Here is a 20,584-nt window from a genome sequence, read left to right as displayed (position 1 = left end):
GCGTTATGTCTTTGGCGGGTTTTTTTGTGCCTGGATTTCAGGCAAAAAAAAAGCCAGCGATCAGGCTGGCTTGGGCTTACTGGCTGAATCAGGAAGCGTCGGCGGTCATTTCAGCGTCATGGGCGATCAGCGAAACCAGGGCGTTCTGCTGTCGATGGGAGAGCTGGCGGAAGCGCTGCAGCAACTCCCGTTCGTGCAAGGAAAGCTCCGGGCTGTCCAGGCGCATGCTCAACTCTTCTCCCAGTGCGCCTTCCTGAATAAGACTCTGTTCAAGGCGCGCAATGATTTCGGAGTTCATGCTGCGATGATGATTGCGAGCCACCTCGGCAATGCGTTCACGCATTCCGTCTGGCAGACGTACGACGAACTTGTCAGCCGTACGGCTGGAATAAATTGCCTGTTTCAATGGGCGCATATATTTAACCGGTTAGTTCAGGGGAGCGGTTTTCGGGATTGGCCGCAGGATGTCTGGTAGGACAAGCGCTCTGACCAAATGTTCAACCTGAATTCATAGAGGCGCGCATCATGCCTCAAAGCAGCCAGATCCTTGGCGCCAATTATGTGACAAATATTGAACTGGATAAAGGCGTTCTGCCAGCACCAATTATCAGAAATGCGGACTGGTTTGAAAAGTTCGACCAGGCCGTATCGCTTATCGCTTTCTCCACCCGACGAAAGGTTTCAGGCGGGCAGGAAAAAGTGAACTCGGACCCCGTTCCTTGTCTTTTATAGGATAGTGGCAAATTGCCGATTTACTAGGGGAAGTCGTATAGCGGGGGTGAATTCAGGATGGATGGCAGGCCCTTGCAGCGGGTCTGCCGTGTCAGGATCAACGCAGTACCGGATCAAACTTGATCTTGCGCCCAGCGATCAATGCGAGCACGAACAGCGCGCTGAATACGCCACAGGCGATCAGGGGGAGGGTGACGACCATGTCCTGGGTCAATGACAGATGGAAAATGCCGCTCAACAAGGCGAGGACGAAGAAACTCGCGGCTGATCTGGACATGCTGTGCTCCTGGTAAAGGTCATTCAAAATACCAAACGTTCGGCAGACGGAGCCGGCACCAGGATGTTTTCCTGGCCTATCTCCTGACTGACAAGGCTGTGCCGGTCGCTCGTCACTGCCAGCTGCGGCGCCTTCTGCAACTGAAGGTAGCGCGGCATACGTTGGGCAACCTGCGTAGCGCTGCTCTCGGGAACAAAATGAACGCCCGGTAAAATCGCCAGTGCGAATGCATACGAGAGTGAAAGGGCGCTCTTCATGGGACGGGCCTCGGTTGTTCTGTGAAAACAGCAGAAGCAGCTCGCATGCCAGAGTCTATCGACAATTAAATTCTTTAAAAACAATGAATTAAGTTATTTTTGGTAAAGCGCCATATTGCACTTTGCAATGATGGCTTTTTGCAGTGATGCAATTTGCATGGTAAACAAGTCCGCGCCCGGCCGAGGCGTCTGCCTACACTTAAAAAGCCTACGGACGACATGACAAAAGCCAGCCCGGCCGTTAACATGCACGCCGTCCATCGCACCGCGTATCGTCGCGGTCAACCTGTGTCTCAGTAGCTCAATTGGATAGAGCATCCCCCTCCTAAGGGGAAGGTTGGCAGTTCGAACCTGCCCTGGGACACCATATTTTTCAGCTCCCCCCGCCTGTTTCAATGCTTCCTTTTCACGACTTGTAGATAAAGTTCTGTAAATTCAGGCGCCTTGGATTTATCGAAGCCTTCAACTCTACCTTCGCGCCTTTGCGCCTCCTCTCCCACGTAGTCTGAATCTCCCATCCCGTCTGGGAGTGCGCGGGGGAGTAGGTACAGGTTGGTGCGGCAGGATTTACCGGGAACGACATCAGTCTTGCGGGCACTCAGTCCCGGGCCACCGACAAGGACGGCGAAACGGTGACGACCTACCCCCCTGAAAAAGTGTGGGGCAGACCGTCTTGTATCGACTTGAAATTCAATCCAGCTCTACCCAGGCGGACTCGGTCGGTGCTTCGTTGGTGAGCCCGTGTTTGAGCGCATACATCAACAAGTCTATGCGGTTGATGAGATTTAGCTTTTGATAGATGTTGCTGAGGTGGTTGTGCACGGTGTGCTCGCTGATCCCCAGGCGCCCGGCGATGCTCACATATTTGGCGGACGGTTCGCCCACGATGGCGCGAATCAGTTCTCTCTCGCGCAGAGTCAACCGCGCCTGTTTCGCCCGCTCCAGATTGCATTTCATGGGTGTATGTCCGGACGCGGCATAGCCGGAAAGGCCGCCAGCCCAGGCTCTATCCATTGCGATGTCGCTATGGTGGACCTTGAGGATGGCCTGGATGATCGATTCCGTCGGGTCTTCCGCCAGCACGATGCCGCGAGCGCCAGCCTCTATCGCCTGGGCAGCGGGGACGACTTCGTACAGGCCCTTGAGCAGCAGCACTTTCATTTCGGCGCTACGGGTGAGTCCCGCGACGACATCCAGAGGGTTCAGCGCATCCGGAAAGAAACTGAAAAAAATGACATCGGGCCGCAGCTGATCGGCAAGATCCAGCGCCTGGGTATAGGTGGTGGCCTGTCCTGTCACTTCCATCCGGGGCATTCTGGCATTGATCAGGTCGTGAAGGCCCTTGAGTATGAGGGGGCGACAATCGATCAACATCACACCAATTGGCTCTTTTTGGTCAGTCATGATCTTCCTGACCTCCTTGAAAAACCAATGATGGCCTCCACCCGCTGGCCTTCCCGGGTCAGCAACTTGCTCACCGGGGCGCAGCGATTGAAGGATGGATTCGAACGCCGGGAGGCCGTGATGATGCCCGCCCAGGCATTGGCAACCAGCGACCCCGGGGCCATTTCCATCAACAGCACTGGCACGTGGGGCGAACTTTTCCATAAGGCAGGCAAAGCCCGGGAGAGAAGTTCAATACAAATAATTATCAGTGGTTTACGCATGATGATGTGCTCCCTCCCGCCTCTCAACTGATTCTAGGTCAGCCCGGAGCGCTGCCAACCTGTCCATCCGTCAGTCCTCGATACAAGCCCGGTGCGGACAGACCTGAGCGATGTACTCAAGGAGGGGAGTAAACCTCGAAAATCAAGGTATTAGGCTCGCCATGGGTGGCCAATGGCCAAGGTCTGATCCGGATTGCGTTCGTCAATTAATCGACGAGTGGTGTTCACTTAGGAACGCTAATATCAGCTTAGTCAATTTATCGGCGATCCCTGTCTGGTCAGCCACCGGCATTTGCGGGTGTTCATGTATCGCTGGTGTTCATGTATCAGCACTTTTTTGTGCGCGAGGTCTCGTTTTCAGTAAGGCCTACACCTATTCAGAACGGACGTTGGGGAAGGTTCTCAAGGGAATGCCATGGCTGGCCGATAACACGGGCAGTCAGGGACTTGTTCGTCTCTTCCGGTCGACATGGGGCGCACTCTCTATGAGAAGGTGCTTGATGGCCTGGTGCCACCAGTTATCATCGGCGCGCCAAAACAGGGGCTGCGAAGCTGAGTCCGTCCGTGTATTTGCCTTTGGGTTCTTCTTCTTAAATTGCCTGGAAATCTTCGATGCTGTCGTATCACCAAAAGCGTTTTCTGATCGTCGATGATTTCTCGGACTTCCGCAGTTCGGTCAGGTCGATGCTGCGGGAACTGGGCGTCAAGGAAGTGGACACTGCCGATACCGGTGAGCAGGCGCTGAAAATGTGCTCGCAGAAGGCCTACGACTTCATCCTGCAGGACTTTCACCTGGGTGACGGCAAGAAGAACGGCCAGCAGGTGCTCGAAGACTTGATGGAAGAAAAGCTGATCAGCCATGAGGCGGTGTTCGTCATGGTCACCGCCGAAACCAGCCAGGCCATGGTGCTCAGTGCGTTGGAGCATGAGCCCGATGCCTACCTGACCAAACCCTTCAACCGTTCCAGCCTGGCCCAGCGCCTGGAGCGCCTGGAGCAGCGCAAGACTCTGCTCAAGCCGATCCTGCAGGCCCTCGATCGGGGCAAGCCGATGGAGGTGCTCAACGCCTGTATCGTCCTGTGCAAACAAGATATTCGTTACTCGCCGTTGTGCCTGCGCTATCGCGCCGATGCCCTGCGCGACCTGAATCAGAACGAAGCGCTGGAGCGCCTCTACGACGGCATCATCGCCGACCGCCCGTTGCCCTGGGCGTTTGCCGGGTTGGGCAAGTTGCTGTTCAAGCGCGGTCAGGTCGGGCAGGCCAAGGGCATTTATGAGAAAGCCCTGAAAGTCTTCCCGATGATGCCGTCGCTGTATGACGGCATGGCGGATGTATTGGTCGCCGAAGGGGATACCAAGGGGGCGCAGCGCATTCTGGAGGAGGCGATTCGCCTGTCGCCGCTGGCGGTGCGTCGCCAGGCGTTGCTGGGCAAGCTGGCGATGACCAACGAGGACTTCGACACGGCGGCCAAGGCCTATCGCCAGGCCGTGAGCCAGGGCGCCCAGTCGCGGTTCAAGGATGCCGAGAGCAACCTCGGCCTGGCCCATGCATTGATCAGCAAGGGCAGCGAACGGGGCCTGGACACGCGGACCCGTCTGGAAATCAACACCACATTGAGTGCCGTGGCCAAGGAAAACCCTTCCGATCCGGGCCTGCAAATCCGCGCTCGCCTGATGAAGGCCACCAGTCTGTTGCTCAACGACGCCGAGACGGCCGACAAGCTTACCGAGCAAGCCTTGCTGCGTCTGGACGGTATGGAGCAATTCATGAGCGCCGAAGCGGCGTTGCTGGTGGCCAAGCAACTGAAACTGCTTGGGCAGACTGAGGCCGGTACCGCAATGCTGAAAAACTGCGTGGAAATCTACGGCGACGATCCGGTGGTCATGAAGGACATCGCCAAGCAGACCGACGACCCGAGCATCCTCAATTCCGGCAACGCCGCCGCGGAACTCAACCGTCAGGGCGTGCGCGTGTACAAGACCGGCAACCTGGTGGAGGCCCGGCAGGTATTCCGCAGGGCCCTGGCGATGCAACCGAAGAACATCAGTATCGCCCTGAACATGGCGCAATCGTTGTTGCACGGCACCGATACCAGCGTTCCCTCGGCGGAGCTGGAAGAGTGCCGGGTCTGCCTGAAAATGGTCGGCCTGATGCCCGACACCGACGCGCGCTATCCGCGCTACCAGAAGCTGAAAAGCAAGGCGTTTGGCCAATGAACGACAACGAACCGGCACTGGATTTCTCCACGGTGATCGCCTCGACCGTGCACGACATGAAGAACTCGCTGGCCATGCTGATGCAGGCCCACAGCCAGTGGCTAGGGCGATTGCCGGAGTCGGCGCGGCAGGCGCCAGAGCAGGGCGTGATCGACTTCGAATTCGCCCACCTCAACGGCATGCTGGTGCAGTTGCTGGGGTTGTACAAACTCGGCGTCAACCAGATGCCGCTGCAACCGGCCTACCATGAACTGGACGACTTCATCGAAGCGCAGCTGGCCTGTCATCAGGAGGTGTTCGCCAGCCGCGGGATCATGGCCACCTATGAAGTGGACCCGCTGAGCCCGCTGGGTTTCTTCGACCGTGAGTTGATCGCGTCGGTATTGGCCAACTGCATCAACAACGCCATTCGCTTTGCACGGCATGCCGTTTTGATCAGCGTCAGCGACGAAGCCGGGCAACTGGTGTTGACCATCAATGACGATGGCGAGGGGTATCCGGCGCAGATGATCGAACGTCAGGCCGATTACGTGCAGGGTATCAATCAAAGCACCGGTAGCACCGGGCTGGGCCTGTACTTTGCCGGGCGAATTGCTGCGCTGCATCAGCGCAACGGCGTGGGTGGACGTACCGAAATCAGCAATGGCGGGCCGTTGGGCGGTGGGGTGTTCCGCCTTTACCTGCCCTGACAGGCAGCATTTTTTTCGACGCTGCTTGAAATTCCGAACACGTGGAGCCTATTTTGTACGGTCGCCGTTCGCGGCCCGCACAATAACAAGGATAGTGTCATGACCACCGTTGGCCTGAGTTCACTCGCGCAGCGATTGACGGGCATTGATGAAGTTGAATGTGTCACGCCGGATTTGAATGGCGTACCACGGGGCAAAGTGATGACCTCCGAGGGGTTTCTCGACGGTCGACGTTTGCAGATGGCGCGGGGCGTGCTGCTGCAATGCATCATGGGCGGATATCCGCCGGCACGGTTTTACGGCAGCGATGATGGCGACCTGGCGCTGATCCCGGACCCTGCACAAATCCATCGCTTGCCCTGGAGCCATCCACCGCGGGCCTTGGCCATTTGCGATGCGGATGAACTGGGCACCACCACCAGCTCCAAGCTGTCGACCCGTGGTCAGCTCAAGGCGGTGATTGCCCGTTACGCGGCCCGCGGCCTGGCGCCTGTGGTGGCGACCGAGCTCGAGTTTTTCGTCTTCGCACCCAACACCGATCCGACCCTGGCTTTTCAACCGCCACTGGGGCTGGACGGTCGCCGCGAGGATGGTCAGTCGGCGTTCAGCGTCAGTTCCAACAACGGCTTGCGGCCGTTCTTCAATGAAGTCTACGAGTGCATGGCTGCGTTGGGGTTGCCTCGCGATACGTTCATGCACGAAATGGGTGTCAGCCAGTTCGAGATCAATCTGCTGCACGGTGATCCGCTGTTGCTGGCCGACCAGACATTCCTGTTCAAGCACCTGCTCAAGGAAGTGGCCCTCAAGCACGGCCTGAGCGTGGTGTGCATGGCCAAGCCGTTGGCGCATACGCCGGGCAGTTCGATGCATATCCATCAGAGCGTGGTCGAGATCGATTCCGGGCGTAACGTGTTCAGCGACGAGGCGGGGCAGGAGACGGCCACCTTCCGCCACTTCATTGCCGGTCAGCAAACGTGCATGGCCGATTTCACTGCGTTGTTTGCGCCGAACGTGAACTCCTATCAGCGCTTGTGCCACCCTTACGCCTCACCGAATAATGCCTGTTGGTCCTACGACAACCGGGCGGCCGGCCTGCGCATTCCGGCCAGTTTGCCGGTGGCCCGTCGGGTCGAGAACCGCTTGCCGGGGGCCGATGCCAACCCGTATCTGGCGATTGCCGCAAGCCTGGCGGCGGGGTTGCATGGCATCGAGAAGACATTGGAGCCGAGCGCGCCGATCCAGGGTGAGTTCGAGGTGCCGGACAATCTTTCGTTGCCGTGTACCTTGCATGCGGCACTTGAGCGTCTGAAACGTAGCCAGTTGGCCAAGGAACTGTTCGGCGCGGAATTCATCGAAGGCTACATCGCTTCGAAGACCCTGGAACTGACCAGTTTCCATGATGAAATTACTCCCTGGGAAAGACGTGTTTTAGCAGCCCAGGCCTGACGTTCCCTCGACATCCGGCTATCGTTTAGCGATAGCCGATTCTCACTGCAAGGAGCCGCTCGGAACGCCGATGCGCCAAATCTGGAAATCCTTTCGAGCATTGTATTTCGCCTCGCTGATGATGTTGATCGGCTCGGGCCTGTTGAGTACTTACCTGGCGTTGCGCCTGGCTGCCGACCATGTCGACAGTCTGTGGGTCGGTGCGCTGATGGCTGCCAACTATTTCGGCCTGGTGCTGGGGGGCAAGATCGGTCACCGGTTGATTGCCCGGGTCGGGCATATCCGGGCCTATTCGGCGTGTGCCGGGATCGTTGGCGCGGCGGTGCTCGGCCATGGCCTGGTGGACTGGTTGCCGGCCTGGCTGTTTTTGCGGGTGATCGTCGGCCTCGGCATGATGTGCCAGTACATGGTGATCGAGAGCTGGCTCAATGAACAGGCCGATGCCAATCAGCGCGGCATGGTCTTCAGCGGCTACATGATCGCTTCGTACCTGGGGTTGGTGCTGGGGCAGTTGATTCTGGTCATGCACCCAGGGTTGGGGCTCGAATTGCTGATGTTGGTCGCCCTGTGCTTCGCGCTGTGCCTGGTACCCGTGGCCCTGACCCGGCGCATTCACCCGGCACCCTTGCACCCGGCACCGATGGAGCCACGGTTCTTTATCAAGCGCGTGCCGCAGTCACTGAGCACGGTGCTCGGAGCGGGCCTGATCGTCGGTTCTTTCTACGGTCTGGCGCCGCTGTATGCCTCGCAGCAAGGGTTGTCCACCGAGCAGGTCGGTCTGTTCATGGGTAGCTGCATTTTTGCCGGGCTGCTGGTGCAGTGGCCGTTGGGCTGGTTGTCCGACCGCTACGATCGGGCCGTGCTGATCCGCAGTTTCGCGTTCAGCCTGGCACTGGCTGCACTGCCGCTGGCGATCATGCCGCAGGTGCCGCTGGAGGTATTGTTCATCGCCGGGTTCCTCTGTTCGCTGGTGCAGTTCTGCCTGTATCCGTTGGCAGTGGCGTTCTCCAATGACCACGTCGAAGGTGATCGCCGGGTGTCCCTGACGGCGATGTTGCTGGTCACCTATGGCGTGGGTGCGAGTATCGGGCCGCTGGTGGCAGGTGTGCTGATGAAACTGTTCGGCAGCCAGATGCTCTATGCGTTCTTCAGTTTCTTTGCGTTGGTGCTGGTATGGCGGATTCGCCCGAAAGCAGTGACCAACCTGCATCAGGTCGACGATGCACCGCTGCATCACGTGGCCATGCCGGACAATATGACGAGTTCGCCACTGGTGGCCTGCCTCGACCCGCGTGTTGACGAGCAGGTGGTGCAGGATCAGATGCACAGTCCGGTGAGTACCGGGCCAGAGCCTGAATCAGAACCTGTCACCGAAACTGAATCCGATCAGCCGCCGCAAGACCCTGATACAGGGCGGGACCCTAACTTCAGCGAGGCCAGGCCTTAAAACCGGGGCACAAAAAAAACGGGCAGTCACCGCAAGGGACTGCCCGTTTTTTGTTGACGCGCTATCAGATGTCGTCTTTGTCGAAGCGACGCGCTTCGCGTTGCAACTGGTAGACGAAGCGTTCGACCTGACGCTGCACCAGCCCGCTCATGTTGTGGAAGCGAACGCCGGCGAAGGTGGTGGAAATCCTTTCTTCGAAGTGCAGATAACGCAACTCGACCGGCGCGGTCATCTTGCCGAAGGGCAGGTCGGCGTTGAAACGGTCGTAAACCTGACCCAGTTGCAGGCTGCCGGTGATGTCGCCGTCGAAGCGCAGTTTGCACCCGGTGGCGGAAATATCCAGCAGCTTGCCGCTGATGGGCGTCTTGAGCTTTTCGCCGTCGAGGTTGACGTTGACCAATTGGGCCAGCTTCAGCGCGGCGCGGAAGGCATTGCGGCGCTGGTGGTACACCACTTCATCGGGCAGGGGGCCGCGATAGCAGCGGCTGCCACCGGATTCGTCGATGTTCAACTGGCCGTTGCTTTCCCAGGCAATGCGTACGCCTTCGTGGAAGCCTTCGACCCTGAATGGTTCGCCCGCCAGCAGGTAACGCTCGCCGTCACGGGGAATCATTTCGTCCAGGGAAATCATGTTGCTGTCACGGTCCAGGTCCACCAGGTAGCTCTGGAAGCGCTGGCTGCGCTCGTGGAACGTGATGATCAGCGGGTCATGGCTTTCGAGCAGCTGGCGCAGGTTGCTGGAGATTTCCAAGGGCGTGGAGAGCACCTTGGGTGGCTGCGGAGCATCATCCACGGATAAGGCATTGGACACGGTTAATCAATCTCCAGACAAAATTTGACTACGACTGGCTAGCAGTTTGCCAGTATGTTGCGCGTCTTGATAGAGCGGGGGCATTGACCGGCTCATGCCTGGCTGAGCGGGCGCGGCTTGGCAAGCTTGGAGAATGTTCCGCTGGCATCGTAAAGCGCCGGGGTTTCACCGCCGTTAAGGATTTTCAGCTGGGTGGCTGTAGCGGCCTGCTGAGTGAGGATCGACTGGCCGTTGTTGGCATTGATGGCCTGGCACTGGGTCAGCAGATCGGTCAGCACGTCACTTTGCGCCAGCAACTGGTCACCAAGGCTCGACTGGCTGGCCAATTGCTCCAGGCCGGTACGGTTGCTCGGCAGGTTGAGGCTGGCGAGGATTTCACTGCGCTTGCGGCCATGCTGTTCGAGCAAAACAACCAATGCCTGTTTCTGCGCCAGGATGTTCTCGAGCAATGGCATGTCACGGCCATGCAATGCGAGGGATTCGGTTTGCAGTAACTCCAGCAGGTGTTGCGCTGGGGCAAAGTCGTCGGTGATCAGTTGCAGTAAATGAGTGTCGTGCATGGCTGGCCTTGGGTTTTAAGCGTCCAAAAGCCTGGCGCCGGCGGTGGCCTAGCGCTGGGCTTCGAAGTTGAGCAGTTTGCTGGCTACACGGTTGCTGTCGACTTTGTAGCTGCCATCGGCAATCGCTGCTTTCAATTCGGCCACGCGGGCTTTGTCGACGGCAGGCTGATCGCGCAGCTGTTCAGTGACCTTCTGCAACTGTTGAGCCTCATCGCTGAGATGAACCGATTCCCCGCTTTTTACGGTACCGGCCTGTTCGGCCGCGGACTCCAGCGGCGCGGATTTGCCGGCCTCGGCACTTTCCTTGCTGGCGCTGGTACGTGTACTGCCCGTCAGGGACGAGGAGCTGTTCAAACGGCTGAAATCGATGACCATGATAAAAAACCTCTGGGAATTTGGACGCTTGCCATGGTTTCGGCCATTCCCTGGAAAACTTTAGACTCATTTATCAATGAACCTTGCGCGCGTCAGCGCATGCCCTGCATGGAGCACAGTCTAGGGAACAGCCGCGGCAAGCGCCACATTCTGATGAACAGAGCGAATTACATGGACACTTCCACCTGCCCCGGCGCCATGACCTGCGCCTTGATGACTCGTTGGGAGTTGAGGTTTTTCACCCGGATCTGCTCGCTCAGACTGCCGTTTGACAGGGCTTCGCCCGGCATGCGCACGCTGAGGGTACCGCTGCGGGCGGTTATCACCACCTGATCACCCTTGCGGATGACTTCGGCCTGTTCGATATGCACCAGGGTAATCACCTGGTCGGCGACCATTGGTCGGGTCAGTCGCTGCCCGATCGCCTGATCGAGGGCGGTCAGGTAGCCCTGGCCGATGAGGCTGATATCGCGCTCGCGCAGGACCACATCCCCAGGCTCGACAATGGCGGCACGGCGCAGTGGCCGGGCGCTGGTCACGACATCGCGAAACAGGCGGACTTGAGCGGGTACGAACACCGTCCAGGGGGAAGCGCCCTCGCAGCGAACCTTGACCGTAACCCGTCCCAGCGGCTTGGGACTCTCGAGTGTTGCTGTCAATTCCCTGTCACACATGGGCATGTGCATGCGCGGATCGAGCTGGTTGACCTGGATCTCGTAGCGACCCTCCGTTTGACTGGTCGCCAGATAGTCTTCTACGGTGAATTCAAGAAAGCCCTGAGTGACGCCGATAAGCATGTCAGGCAAGGTAACCGCGTCAGCAAGGGCAGGGCTGCCAGCGTTGAACAGGCAAACAGCCGCCAGCACGCCGAGCAATTTGCGGTACGGTGTGGTCAGGCGTCGAAAAAATGTCGGTTTTGTGTTCATAACGATTAAAAAAGCAAGCGCCGTGCCGTTTAGTGATGAAGGCGCGTCGCAACAACACTTGGCGTTGGCGTAGGAGTCTGGCATGGCTGGTGTAATGGATTCGGTAAACCAGCGCACGCAACTGGTGGGGCAGAATCGCCTTGAACTGTTGTTGTTCCGTCTCGACGGCCAGCAACTGTACGGGATCAACGTGTTCAAGGTTCGGGAGGTGCTGCAATGCCCCAAACTGACGCTGATGCCCAAATCCAGTCCTGTCGTGTGCGGCGTGGCGAACATCCGGGGGGCGACCATTCCGATCCTTGATCTGGCGATGGCGACCGGTTCCGGCGCGTTGAAAGACAAGAACAACCCCTTCGTGATCATCACGGAGTACAACACCAAGACCCAGGGTTTCCTGGTCCGCTCGGTGGAACGCATCGTCAACATGAACTGGGAGGAGATCCATCCGCCGCCCAAGGGCACCGGGCGCGATCACTACCTGACGGCAGTGACGCGGGTCGACAATCAGTTGGTCGAAATCATCGATGTCGAGAAGGTGCTGGCGGAAGTGGCGCCGACGCCGGAAGCGATTTCCGTCGGCGTGGTGGATGTGGAAACCCAGCACAAGGCGCTTTCGTTGCGCGTGCTGACGGTCGACGACTCGTCGGTGGCGCGCAAGCAGGTCACGCGTTGCCTGCAAACGGTCGGCGTCGAAGTGGTGGCGTTGAACGACGGTCGGCAAGCGCTGGACTACCTGCGCAAACTGGTCGACGAGGGCAAGAAGCCGGAAGAAGAGTTCCTGATGATGATCTCCGACATCGAGATGCCGGAGATGGACGGGTACACACTGACGGCGGAAATCCGCAACGACCCGCGCATGCAAAAGCTTCATATCATCCTGCATACTTCGTTGTCGGGGGTTTTCAATCAGGCGATGGTCAAGAAGGTCGGTGCCGATGACTTCCTGGCCAAATTCCGTCCTGATGACCTGGCATCCCGGGTAGTCGACCGGATCAAGGCAGCAGATATCAGCTAGGGGCCTGGGCCCCTGGCAGTCAACACGATTTAAGAGGCGGCATCATTGTCTACGGGTAATTTGGATTTCGAACAGTTCCGGGTGTTCCTGGAAAAAGCCTGTGGCATTTTGCTCGGTGAAAACAAGCAGTACCTGGTCTCCAGCCGTCTCAACAAACTGATGGAACAGCAAGGCATCAAGTCTTTGGGGGAACTGGTTCAGCGCATGCAGACCCAGCCGCGCAGCGGTTTGCGCGAGCAGGTGGTGGATGCCATGACCACCAACGAAACCCTGTGGTTTCGTGACACCTACCCGTTTGAAGTCTTGAAGAACAAGGTACTGCCCGAAGCGATCAAGGCCAGTCCCGGTCAGCGCCTGCGCATCTGGTCGGCAGCATGCTCGTCGGGCCAGGAACCGTATTCGCTGTCGATGTCCATCGACGAGTTCGAGCGGGTCAACATGGGCCAGTTGAGGATGGGCGTACAGATTGTTGCCACCGACCTGTCCGGTACCATGCTGAACAACTGCAAGACCGGCGAGTACGACAGCCTGGCCATCGGCCGCGGCCTGTCGCCTGAGCGCCTGCAGCGTTATTTCGACCCGAAAGGGCCGGGGCGCTGGGCGATCAAGGCGCCGATCAAGAGCCGGGTGGAATTCCGTTCCTTCAACCTGCTGGACAGCTACGCGAGCCTCGGCAAGTTCGACATCGTGTTTTGCCGCAATGTGTTGATCTACTTCTCCGCCGAGGTGAAGAAGGACATCCTGTTGCGCATCCACAGCACGTTGAAGCCGGGCGGTTACCTGTTCCTCGGTGCTTCCGAAGCACTGAACGGTTTGCCGGATCATTACCAGATGGTCCAGTGCAGCCCGGGGATCATTTACCAGGCGAAGTGATTTTTTGGCAGTATCAAAAAAACGGGAGTCCAAGTGGCTCCCGTTTTTTATGCCTGATGTTTTTTGCTGACACTCCGCGATCCAGTGTGGGAGCGGGCTTGCTCGCGAATACGGTGTGCCAGTCAATGTTTATGTCGACTGATACTCCGCATTCGCGAGCAAGCCCGCTCCCACAGGAGCAGATGGTGTCCTTGCGCATGTTGGAAGCGGCAGAAAAGCGGCATCCGGCGGAAAACCGTTGCCGCTTTTCTGGCATTGCCGTGTTGCCATGGCCTGCAAGGCCCCGGTTTCCGGGGTTTTTTGAATTGGCATGGGGCTTGCTAAGTTGATCCTACGAAAAATCAGGTCACCCGAAGGTTTCCCGACATGAGCATCAGCTTCGATAAAGCGCTCGGTATCCACGAACAAGCCCTGGGCTTCCGAGCCCAGCGTGCCGAAGTCCTGGCCAACAACATCGCCAACGCCGATACCCCGAACTACAAGGCTCGGGACCTGGACTTCTCGAAAGTGCTCGCCGAGCAGAACGAGAAAACCAAAAGCGGCACTTTCGCCTTGAACATGACCAACAGCCGTCATATCGAGGCTGAAGGCCTGGGCAATGGCGACGAGTCGTTGCTGTATCGCACGCCGATGCAACCGTCGATTGACCAGAACACCGTGGACGCCCAGCTGGAGCAGTCGAACTACGCGGAAAACGCGATCGGCTTCCAGGCCAGCTTCACCCTGCTCAACAGCAAATTCAAAGGGCTGGTGTCAGCCCTGCGCGGAGAATAAGCCATGTCTCTATCCAGTGTTTTCAACATTGCCGGTAGCGGCATGAGTGCGCAGACCACGCGTTTGAACACCGTCGCTTCGAACATCGCCAACGCCGAAACGGTCTCGTCGAGCATCGACCAGACCTACCGTGCGCGTCACCCGGTATTCGCCACCATGTTCCAGGGCGGGCAGAGCGGCGGCAGCGATTCGCTGTTCCAGAGCCAGGACGCCGCCGGTCAGGGTGTTCAGGTGCTGGGTGTAGTCGAAGACCAGAGCAATCTTGACGCGCGCTACGAGCCGAACCATCCGGCGGCCGATGCCAAGGGTTACGTCTACTACCCGAACGTCAACGTGGTGGAGGAAATGGCCGACATGATTTCCGCAAGCCGTTCTTTCCAGACCAACGCCGAAATGATGAACACCGCCAAAACCATGATGCAGAAGGTCCTGACCCTCGGTCAGTGATAAGGGGCGACTCAGATGAGTGTTACCGATTCCACCAGTGGTTTGAGCCTCAACGATATCCTGGCCAACTCTTCGATCAAGACCACCACGACTGATGGCCTGGCATCGGCAACCGGCAGCGCCACGGGCAACAAGGCTCTGGGCAAGGATGCATTCCTGCAGTTGCTGGTGACCCAGCTGAAAAACCAGAACCCGCTGGAGCCGCAGGACAACGGCGCTTTCGTGGCCCAGTTGGCGCAGTTCAGCAGCCTGGAAGGCATTACCACGCTCAACGACACCGTGAGCGGTCTGGCCAGCAACTACAACTCGTCCCAGGCGTTGCAGGCTTCGTCGTTGGTGGGGCGTTCGGTCATTGCACCCGGTGACAAGGCTGTGGTCGACACGTCGAAGAGCCTCAGCGGTACGGTGGTGGTGCCATCGTCTGTGGCCGCCGCCACCCTGAAGATCACTGATGCGGACGGCAAGACCGTACGCACCATCGACCTAGGTGCTCAGAAAGCAGGCAACGCCAGCTTCATCTGGGACGGCAAGAATGACGCGGGCGAAACGGTAGCAGCAGGTACTTACACCTTCGGCGCTACCAGCACGATCGATGGGCAGTCCGTGGCGCTGATCACCAACCTGCCAGCGACCGTCAACAGCGTGACCATCAGCCAGACTGGCGGTGAGTTGATGCTCAATCTGGCCGGGCTGGGCACCATCGCTCTGTCCAAAGTACAAACCATTGGTATGTAAAGCCGACTAACCCGGCACAAAGGAGTGGATCATGTCTTTTAATATCGGCCTTAGCGGTCTCTTTGCATCCAACAAACAACTGGACGTGACCGGCAACAACATCGCCAACGTCGCGACCACCGGTTTCAAATCGTCCCGCGCAGAATTCGAAGACGTGTACTCGGCGACCCGTCTTGGCACCGGCAGCAAGACCGTCGGCAACGGCGTGCGCCTGGCCAACGTTTCCCAGCAGTTCGGCCAGGGTGACGTGAGCAACACTGGCAACGTGCTCGACATGGGTATCCAGGGCAATGGCTTCTTCGTCCTGAGCAACAACGGTTCGCTGACCTACACCCGTGCCGGTACGTTCAAGACCGACAAGGACGGCTATGTCACCAACAGCGACGGTACTGCCCGCCTGCAAGGTTACGGTGTGGATTCCAACGGCAAGATCGTCAATGGCGTGCTGACCGACCTGCGGATCGACACCTCCAACCTGGCGCCGAAATCCACCAGCACTGTTTCGTCGACGATCAACCTGAACTCTACGGCAGCGGAGATTGACCAGTCGGTCGCCACCAACAAATTCGATCCGTCCAAACAGGAAACTTTCACCAAGCAGTTCAGTACCCCGATTTTCGACACTCAGGGTAACCAGCACACCATGGATCAATACATGGTCAAGACTGGGGCGAACACTTGGGATACCTATACCCTGATCGACGGTCGCAACCCGGACGGTTCCTCGCCTACCGGTACGGGTGCAGTTGATCCAATTGCTTCGACAATGACATTTGATACATCCGGCAAACTGGTTTCGGTCAGCACTCCAGTGACGCCGCCGACGACCCCGCCAACATCGATCATCAGCAATGAACTGAAAATCAGCAACTGGACTCCGGGTACCGTCACCAATGGTGTCTGGGCAGCCAACGGCGCGGCAGCCGATCCGGCGGGCGTGACCATCGCCATGGGCAGCACCACCCAGTTCAACGCCGACACCGCGCGTTCGATTCCATCGCAGAATGGCTATGCCACTGGCCAGATCACCAACCTGACCATCGACGGCAGCGGCGTACTTCTGGCCAACTTCAGCAACAACCAGACCAAGCCCATCGGCCAGATTTCGTTGGCCAGTTTTACCAACGAACAAGGTCTGCAGCCGGTAGGTGGCACCAGCTGGAAAGAAACCTACACCTCGGGTATTCCGGGCTACGATGCGCCGGAGACTGGCACCCTGGGTTCGATCGTTTCCAACTCCCTGGAAGAGTCCAACGTCAACCTGACCAACGAACTGGTCGACCTGATCAAGGCGCAGAGCAACTACCAGGCGAACGCCAAGACCATCTCCACCCAGAGCACCATCATGCAGACCACCATTCAGATGACTTGATGCTGGACTGCGCTGCATGAAAAGCCCCTCATTAGAGGGGCTTTTTTGTGGACTGAGGTTTTGTGTTGGATGTGATGGCCGCCTCTTCGCGAGCAGGCTCGTTCCCACAGCTGATCGTATTTGTCAGGGAAAAAAACGCCCCCCTGTGGGAGCGAGCCTGCTCGCGATGGACTAAAGAGCGCCACGTTTAACCAGTTGGCACGCGTTATCGTTAGCGCCCATCGCGAGCAAGCTCGCTCCTACAGTTGATGGTGTTTATCCAGGAAAAGCCCGGCCCCCTGTAGGGGCGAGCAAGCTCGCTCCTGCAGGCAGACAAAAGAAAACCCCCGACAAGCCGAAGGCCTGTCGGGGGTTTTGTGTTACCGGCTCAGCTTATTGGCAAGCTTCGCAATCCGGCTCGTCGATGGCGCAAGCCTTTGGCACTGGAGCGGGACCTGCAGGAGCCGCCAGGACCGAGTCGTCACCATGGTTGCCGCCGCTGGAAACCGCGTTCAGCTTGCCGGTGTTGATGGTCGACTTCTCGGTGCTGGTCGCAGCCAGGGCACGGAGGTAGTAAGTGGTTTTCAGGCCACGGTACCAGGCCATGCGGTAGGTCACGTCCAGTTTCTTGCCCGAAGCGCCAGCGATGTACAGGTTCAGCGACTGAGCCTGGTCGATCCACTTCTGACGACGGCTGGCGGCGTCAACGATCCACTTGGTGTCCACTTCGAAAGCAGTCGCGTAGAGCTCTTTGAGTTCTTGCGGGATGCGCTCGATCTGCTGCACCGAACCGTCGTAGTACTTCAGGTCGTTGATCATGACCGAGTCCCACAGACCGCGAGCCTTCAGGTCGCGAACCAGGTACGGGTTGATCACGGTGAATTCGCCCGACAGGTTCGATTTCACATACAGGTTCTGGTAGGTCGGCTCGATCGACTGCGATACGCCAGTAATGTTGGCGATGGTTGCGGTCGGTGCGATGGCCATGATGTTGGAGTTACGGATACCTTTCTGCACGCGGGCGCGAACCGGTGCCCAGTCCAGGGATTCCTTCAGGTCGACATCGATGTACTTCTGGCCACGGGCTTCGATCAGGATTTGTTGCGAATCCAGCGGCAGGATGCCTTTGGACCACAGCGAACCCTGGAAGGTCTCGTAGGCGCCACGCTCATCAGCCAGGTCGCAGGAAGCCTGGATCGCGTAGTAGCTGACCGCTTCCATCGACTTGTCGGCGAACTCGACGGCAGCGTCGGAACCGTAAGGAATGTGCTGCAGGTACAGCGCATCCTGGAAGCCCATGATGCCCAAGCCGACCGGACGGTGTTTGAAGTTGGAGTTCTTCGCTTGCGGCACCGAGTAGTAGTTGATGTCGATAACGTTATCGAGCATGCGCACGGCAGTGTTCACGGTGCGTTCCAGCTTGGCGGTGTCCAGCTTGCCGTCGACGATGTGGTTCGGCAGGTTGATCGAGCCCAGGTTGCAAACGGCGATCTCGTCCTTGTTGGTGTTCAAGGTGATTTCGGTGCACAGGTTCGAGCTGTGGACCACGCCCACGTGCTGCTGCGGGCTGCGCAGGTTGCACGGGTCCTTGAAGGTCAGCCATGGGTGGCCGGTTTCGAACAGCATGGACAGCATCTTGCGCCACAGGTCTTTGGCCTGGATGGTCTTGAACAGCTTGACCTTGCCCGGGTACTCGGTCAGGGCTTCGTAGTACTCATAACGCTCTTCGAAGGCCTTGCCGGTCAGGTCGTGCAGATCCGGCACTTCGGATGGCGAGAACAGGGTCCACTTGCCGTCATCGAAGACACGCTTCATGAACAGGTCAGGGATCCAGTTGGCGGTGTTCATGTCGTGGGTACGACGGCGATCATCACCGGTGTTCTTGCGCAGTTCGATGAACTCTTCGATGTCCATGTGCCAGGTTTCCAGGTAGGCACATACAGCGCCTTTGCGCTTGCCACCCTGGTTAACGGCGACGGCGGTGTCGTTCACTACTTTGAGGAACGGTACAACGCCCTGGGACTTGCCGTTGGTGCCCTTGATGTACGAACCCAGTGCACGGACTGGCGTCCAGTCGTTGCCCAGGCCGCCGGCGAATTTGGACAGCATGGCGTTGTCGTGGATCGCGTGGTAGATGCCCGACAGGTCATCCGGCACGGTGGTCAGGTAGCAGCTCGACAGCTGTGGACGCAGGGTGCCGGCGTTGAACAGGGTCGGGGTCGACGACATGTAGTCGAAGGACGACAACAGGTTGTAGAACTCGATGGCACGGGCTTCGCGGTCTTTCTCTTCGATCGCCAGGCCCATGGCCACGCGCATGAAGAACACCTGCGGCAGTTCGAAACGGATACCGTCCTTGTGGATGAAGTAACGGTCGTACAGGGTTTGCAGGCCCAGGTAGGTGAACTGCTGGTCGCGCTCGTGGTTGATCGCCTTGCCGAGTTTTTCCAGGTCGAACTTGGCCAGCTCAGGGTTCAGCAGCTCGTATTCGATACCCTTGGCGATGTAGGCCGGCAGCGCTTTGGCGTACAGGTCGACCATCTCGTGGTGAGTGGCGCTCTCGGCCACACCGAGGAAGCCCAGGCCTTCGGCACGCAGGGTGTCCATCAGCAGGCGCGCGGTCACGAACGAGTAGTTTGGCTCGCGCTCAACCAGGGTGCGGGCAGTCATTACCAGGGCGGTGTTGACGTCGGTCAGGGCCACGCCGTCGTACAGGTTCTTCAGGGTTTCGCGCTGGATCAGGTCGCCGTCGACTTCTTCCAGGCCTTCGCACGCTTCGGTGACGATGGTGTTCAGGCGACCCATGTCCAGTGGCGCCAGGCTGCCGTCGGCGCGGGTGATGCGGATCGACGGGTGAGCGTTGACCGCTTCCTCGGCCGGGGCGTGGGCAGCGCGTTCTTTCGAACGACCGTCACGGTAGATTACGTAGTCGCGGGCGACTTTCTGCTCGCCGGCACGCATCAGGGCCAGTTCGACCTGGTCCTGGATTTCTTCGATGTGGATGGTGCCGCCCGATGGCATGCGACGCTTGAAGGTCGCGGTGACCTGTTCGGTCAGGCGGGCAACGGTGTCGTGGATTCGCGACGAGGCAGCGGCGGTGCCGCCTTCAACTGCGAGAAACGCTTTGGTGATGGCGACGGTGATTTTGTCATCGGTGTAGGGAACGACAGTGCCGTTACGCTTGATCACACGCAGTTGGCCTGGCGCGGTGGCGGACAGATCCGAATTCGAATCAGCGGCCTGCGGCAAGGTGCCCTGCGGGTTCTCGCGAGTTGTGTCGGTTTGCATGGGGGGGTGTCTCCACATTCTCTATGTTTGTTTGGGCACCATCACGGTGCCCACCGTTCCGTCCTGAAGCACTACAACCGGCGAGCGCCGGGCATAACAACTTCGGGACAGTAGGAAGGGGGCTATAGGGCGCCGCTTCCATGCCGAAGTCTTTGGTCTCACGCCTTGGGCCTGAGACCGGAGTCCTTTGAAGGTGACAGTTGGGACTGCAACACCCGTACCGTTTTCACCACTCGGGGCCGAAATACAGTAGCCATCCGCACGCGCGGTTTGGTCTTTCAAAAATACGTATGGTTCAACCGGACAGAGGCAATAAAAGCGCTTGAAATTGGTGTCTGGTTTGTGTTTGGTTTCTCGCGCAAAACCCTACATCTAGGGGTTTTTTAGCGCCGGGGTACAAGATAATGCGTTTTGGGGGGCGAATGCAACGTACTGCCTGTGGATAAACCTGTGCGTAAATTGTGTGTGAAAGAGGTAACCGGCGTGTAGGCCGCGACGCTGCTGGACCGGACCTTTTTTCAGCGATTTTCAACCATCGAAAACGCTCGGGCGGATTTTTAAGGGCGCGAACCCTATCACAAAAAACCCTGTTGTCCGAACGCATTTACCCGCTTGTGTTCTCGACGGGCGGCGTTTATACAATCGGCCCAGTGTGTATACATATTTATCCCCCCGAATCATTACAAAAAGAGGGGCG

General features: G+C 58.4%; 21 protein-coding genes and 1 tRNA gene. 12 read left to right on the top strand and 10 right to left on the bottom strand.

Annotated elements, in window-relative coordinates; all coding sequences use genetic code 11:
* Positions 1 to 88: 88 nt before the first annotated feature.
* Positions 89 to 415, bottom strand: coding sequence for an Arc family DNA-binding protein (locus PspS34_RS21510; protein WP_008066583.1), 327 nt, complete (start codon positions 413 to 415; stop codon positions 89 to 91).
* A gap of 110 nt (positions 416 to 525) precedes the next feature.
* On the opposite strand from PspS34_RS21510, the gene PspS34_RS21505 reads away from it, so the two are divergent.
* Complete coding sequence (locus PspS34_RS21505) at positions 526 to 732, top strand: hypothetical protein (RefSeq protein WP_150812133.1); 207 nt, start codon at positions 526 to 528, stop codon at positions 730 to 732.
* A 97-nt stretch (positions 733 to 829) separates the two neighbouring features.
* On the opposite strand, the gene PspS34_RS21500 is transcribed toward PspS34_RS21505, so the two are convergent.
* Both PspS34_RS21500 and PspS34_RS21495 read right to left on the bottom strand, forming a co-directional pair.
* Positions 830 to 1,009, bottom strand: a complete 180-nt coding sequence (locus PspS34_RS21500; RefSeq protein WP_007992795.1) for a PA3371 family protein — start codon at positions 1,007 to 1,009, stop codon at positions 830 to 832.
* Between the two features lie 23 nt (positions 1,010 to 1,032).
* The gene (locus tag PspS34_RS21495; RefSeq protein ID WP_150812134.1) at positions 1,033 to 1,266 is read right to left on the bottom strand and encodes a hypothetical protein; all 234 of its coding nucleotides are present in this window, start codon (positions 1,264 to 1,266) and stop codon (positions 1,033 to 1,035) included.
* A 290-nt stretch (positions 1,267 to 1,556) separates the two neighbouring features.
* Here PspS34_RS21495 and PspS34_RS21490 point away from each other — a divergent pair.
* Positions 1,557 to 1,633 (top strand) — tRNA-Arg (locus tag PspS34_RS21490).
* Positions 1,634 to 1,956: 323 nt separating this feature from the next.
* Here the strand turns inward: PspS34_RS21490 and PspS34_RS21485 are convergent.
* Complete coding sequence (locus tag PspS34_RS21485; RefSeq protein ID WP_154860375.1) at positions 1,957 to 2,670, bottom strand: response regulator transcription factor; 714 nt, start codon at positions 2,668 to 2,670, stop codon at positions 1,957 to 1,959.
* Positions 2,667 to 2,933, bottom strand: a complete 267-nt coding sequence (locus PspS34_RS21480) for a hypothetical protein (RefSeq protein WP_154860374.1) — start codon at positions 2,931 to 2,933, stop codon at positions 2,667 to 2,669. Before PspS34_RS21480 ends, PspS34_RS21485 begins: the two co-directional genes overlap by 4 nt.
* Positions 2,934 to 3,545: 612 nt before the next feature.
* On the opposite strand from PspS34_RS21480, the gene PspS34_RS21475 reads away from it, so the two are divergent.
* The 4 genes from PspS34_RS21475 (at position 3,546) to PspS34_RS21460 (ending at position 8,732) form a co-directional block, all read left to right on the top strand.
* The gene (locus PspS34_RS21475; RefSeq protein WP_154860373.1) at positions 3,546 to 5,150 is read left to right on the top strand and encodes a tetratricopeptide repeat-containing response regulator; all 1,605 of its coding nucleotides are present in this window, start codon (positions 3,546 to 3,548) and stop codon (positions 5,148 to 5,150) included.
* Positions 5,147 to 5,839, top strand: coding sequence for a HAMP domain-containing sensor histidine kinase (locus PspS34_RS21470; RefSeq protein ID WP_150812138.1), 693 nt, complete (start codon positions 5,147 to 5,149; stop codon positions 5,837 to 5,839). Before PspS34_RS21475 ends, PspS34_RS21470 begins: the two co-directional genes overlap by 4 nt.
* 201 nt (positions 5,840 to 6,040) lie before the next feature.
* Positions 6,041 to 7,285: a glutamine synthetase family protein gene (locus PspS34_RS21465; protein ID WP_174245553.1), complete on the top strand. Its 1,245-nt coding sequence runs from the start codon at positions 6,041 to 6,043 to the stop codon at positions 7,283 to 7,285.
* A 70-nt stretch (positions 7,286 to 7,355) separates the two neighbouring features.
* Positions 7,356 to 8,732, top strand: a complete 1,377-nt coding sequence (locus PspS34_RS21460; RefSeq protein ID WP_154860372.1) for an MFS transporter — start codon at positions 7,356 to 7,358, stop codon at positions 8,730 to 8,732.
* Between the two features lie 64 nt (positions 8,733 to 8,796).
* On the opposite strand, the gene PspS34_RS21455 is transcribed toward PspS34_RS21460, so the two are convergent.
* The 4 genes from PspS34_RS21455 to flgA form a co-directional block, all read right to left on the bottom strand.
* Positions 8,797 to 9,543, bottom strand: a complete 747-nt coding sequence (locus tag PspS34_RS21455; protein WP_154860371.1) for a flagellar brake protein — start codon at positions 9,541 to 9,543, stop codon at positions 8,797 to 8,799.
* 92 nt (positions 9,544 to 9,635) lie between these two features.
* On the bottom strand, positions 9,636 to 10,103 hold the full coding sequence (locus PspS34_RS21450; RefSeq protein WP_150812141.1) for a flagellar protein FlgN: 468 nt from the start codon (positions 10,101 to 10,103) through the stop codon (positions 9,636 to 9,638).
* Between the two features lie 48 nt (positions 10,104 to 10,151).
* Entirely contained in the window at positions 10,152 to 10,478 is a 327-nt protein-coding gene (gene flgM / locus PspS34_RS21445; RefSeq protein ID WP_057713629.1) for a flagellar biosynthesis anti-sigma factor FlgM, read from the bottom strand.
* A 167-nt stretch (positions 10,479 to 10,645) separates the two neighbouring features.
* A complete protein-coding gene (gene flgA / locus PspS34_RS21440) occupies positions 10,646 to 11,404 on the bottom strand; it encodes a flagellar basal body P-ring formation chaperone FlgA (RefSeq protein ID WP_154860370.1) in 759 nt (252 codons plus the stop codon).
* Between the two features lie 82 nt (positions 11,405 to 11,486).
* Here flgA and PspS34_RS21435 point away from each other — a divergent pair, with 82 nt between their 5' ends.
* The 6 genes from PspS34_RS21435 to flgE all read left to right on the top strand — a co-directional run bounded on the left by PspS34_RS21435 (position 11,487) and on the right by flgE (position 16,620).
* Positions 11,487 to 12,419, top strand: a complete 933-nt coding sequence (locus PspS34_RS21435) for a chemotaxis protein CheV (RefSeq protein WP_007980130.1) — start codon at positions 11,487 to 11,489, stop codon at positions 12,417 to 12,419.
* A gap of 45 nt (positions 12,420 to 12,464) precedes the next feature.
* Positions 12,465 to 13,292, top strand: a complete 828-nt coding sequence (gene cheR / locus PspS34_RS21430) for a protein-glutamate O-methyltransferase CheR (protein ID WP_007980127.1) — start codon at positions 12,465 to 12,467, stop codon at positions 13,290 to 13,292.
* Between the two features lie 366 nt (positions 13,293 to 13,658).
* Positions 13,659 to 14,066, top strand: a complete 408-nt coding sequence (flgB, locus tag PspS34_RS21425; protein WP_008051530.1) for a flagellar basal body rod protein FlgB — start codon at positions 13,659 to 13,661, stop codon at positions 14,064 to 14,066.
* 3 nt (positions 14,067 to 14,069) lie between these two features.
* Entirely contained in the window at positions 14,070 to 14,513 is a 444-nt protein-coding gene (gene flgC, locus PspS34_RS21420) for a flagellar basal body rod protein FlgC (RefSeq protein WP_057713632.1), read from the top strand.
* A 15-nt stretch (positions 14,514 to 14,528) separates the two neighbouring features.
* Positions 14,529 to 15,248: a flagellar hook assembly protein FlgD gene (gene flgD, locus PspS34_RS21415; RefSeq protein WP_150812144.1), complete on the top strand. Its 720-nt coding sequence runs from the start codon at positions 14,529 to 14,531 to the stop codon at positions 15,246 to 15,248.
* A 31-nt stretch (positions 15,249 to 15,279) separates the two neighbouring features.
* Positions 15,280 to 16,620, top strand: coding sequence for a flagellar hook protein FlgE (flgE, locus tag PspS34_RS21410; RefSeq protein WP_150812145.1), 1,341 nt, complete (start codon positions 15,280 to 15,282; stop codon positions 16,618 to 16,620).
* A 372-nt stretch (positions 16,621 to 16,992) separates the two neighbouring features.
* On the opposite strand, the gene PspS34_RS21405 is transcribed toward flgE, so the two are convergent.
* Positions 16,993 to 19,887, bottom strand: coding sequence for a ribonucleoside-diphosphate reductase subunit alpha (locus tag PspS34_RS21405; protein WP_150812146.1), 2,895 nt, complete (start codon positions 19,885 to 19,887; stop codon positions 16,993 to 16,995).
* Positions 19,888 to 20,584 lie beyond the last annotated feature (697 nt).

The organism is Pseudomonas sp. S34, from assembly GCF_009866745.1.
GTDB lineage: Bacteria > Pseudomonadota > Gammaproteobacteria > Pseudomonadales > Pseudomonadaceae > Aquipseudomonas > Aquipseudomonas jessenii.
Note: the sequence above shows the minus strand (reverse complement) of the source record. Positions and strands in the feature narration are given on the sequence as shown.

Coding starts and splice junctions, on each gene's coding strand:
- PspS34_RS21510 (WP_008066583.1), bottom strand. CDS start 415: ATGCGCCCATTGAAACAGGCAATTTATTCCAGCCGTACGGCTGACAAG.
- PspS34_RS21505 (WP_150812133.1), top strand. CDS start 526: ATGCCTCAAAGCAGCCAGATCCTTGGCGCCAATTATGTGACAAATATT.
- PspS34_RS21500 (WP_007992795.1), bottom strand. CDS start 1,009: ATGTCCAGATCAGCCGCGAGTTTCTTCGTCCTCGCCTTGTTGAGCGGC.
- PspS34_RS21495 (WP_150812134.1), bottom strand. CDS start 1,266: ATGAAGAGCGCCCTTTCACTCTCGTATGCATTCGCACTGGCGATTTTA.
- PspS34_RS21485 (WP_154860375.1), bottom strand. CDS start 2,670: ATGACTGACCAAAAAGAGCCAATTGGTGTGATGTTGATCGATTGTCGC.
- PspS34_RS21480 (WP_154860374.1), bottom strand. CDS start 2,933: ATGCGTAAACCACTGATAATTATTTGTATTGAACTTCTCTCCCGGGCT.
- PspS34_RS21475 (WP_154860373.1), top strand. CDS start 3,546: ATGCTGTCGTATCACCAAAAGCGTTTTCTGATCGTCGATGATTTCTCG.
- PspS34_RS21470 (WP_150812138.1), top strand. CDS start 5,147: ATGAACGACAACGAACCGGCACTGGATTTCTCCACGGTGATCGCCTCG.
- PspS34_RS21465 (WP_174245553.1), top strand. CDS start 6,041: ATGACCTCCGAGGGGTTTCTCGACGGTCGACGTTTGCAGATGGCGCGG.
- PspS34_RS21460 (WP_154860372.1), top strand. CDS start 7,356: ATGCGCCAAATCTGGAAATCCTTTCGAGCATTGTATTTCGCCTCGCTG.
- PspS34_RS21450 (WP_150812141.1), bottom strand. CDS start 10,103: ATGCACGACACTCATTTACTGCAACTGATCACCGACGACTTTGCCCCA.
- flgM (WP_057713629.1), bottom strand. CDS start 10,478: ATGGTCATCGATTTCAGCCGTTTGAACAGCTCCTCGTCCCTGACGGGC.
- flgA (WP_154860370.1), bottom strand. CDS start 11,404: ATGAACACAAAACCGACATTTTTTCGACGCCTGACCACACCGTACCGC.
- PspS34_RS21435 (WP_007980130.1), top strand. CDS start 11,487: ATGGCTGGTGTAATGGATTCGGTAAACCAGCGCACGCAACTGGTGGGG.
- flgB (WP_008051530.1), top strand. CDS start 13,659: ATGAGCATCAGCTTCGATAAAGCGCTCGGTATCCACGAACAAGCCCTG.
- flgC (WP_057713632.1), top strand. CDS start 14,070: ATGTCTCTATCCAGTGTTTTCAACATTGCCGGTAGCGGCATGAGTGCG.
- flgD (WP_150812144.1), top strand. CDS start 14,529: ATGAGTGTTACCGATTCCACCAGTGGTTTGAGCCTCAACGATATCCTG.
- flgE (WP_150812145.1), top strand. CDS start 15,280: ATGTCTTTTAATATCGGCCTTAGCGGTCTCTTTGCATCCAACAAACAA.
- PspS34_RS21405 (WP_150812146.1), bottom strand. CDS start 19,887: ATGCAAACCGACACAACTCGCGAGAACCCGCAGGGCACCTTGCCGCAG.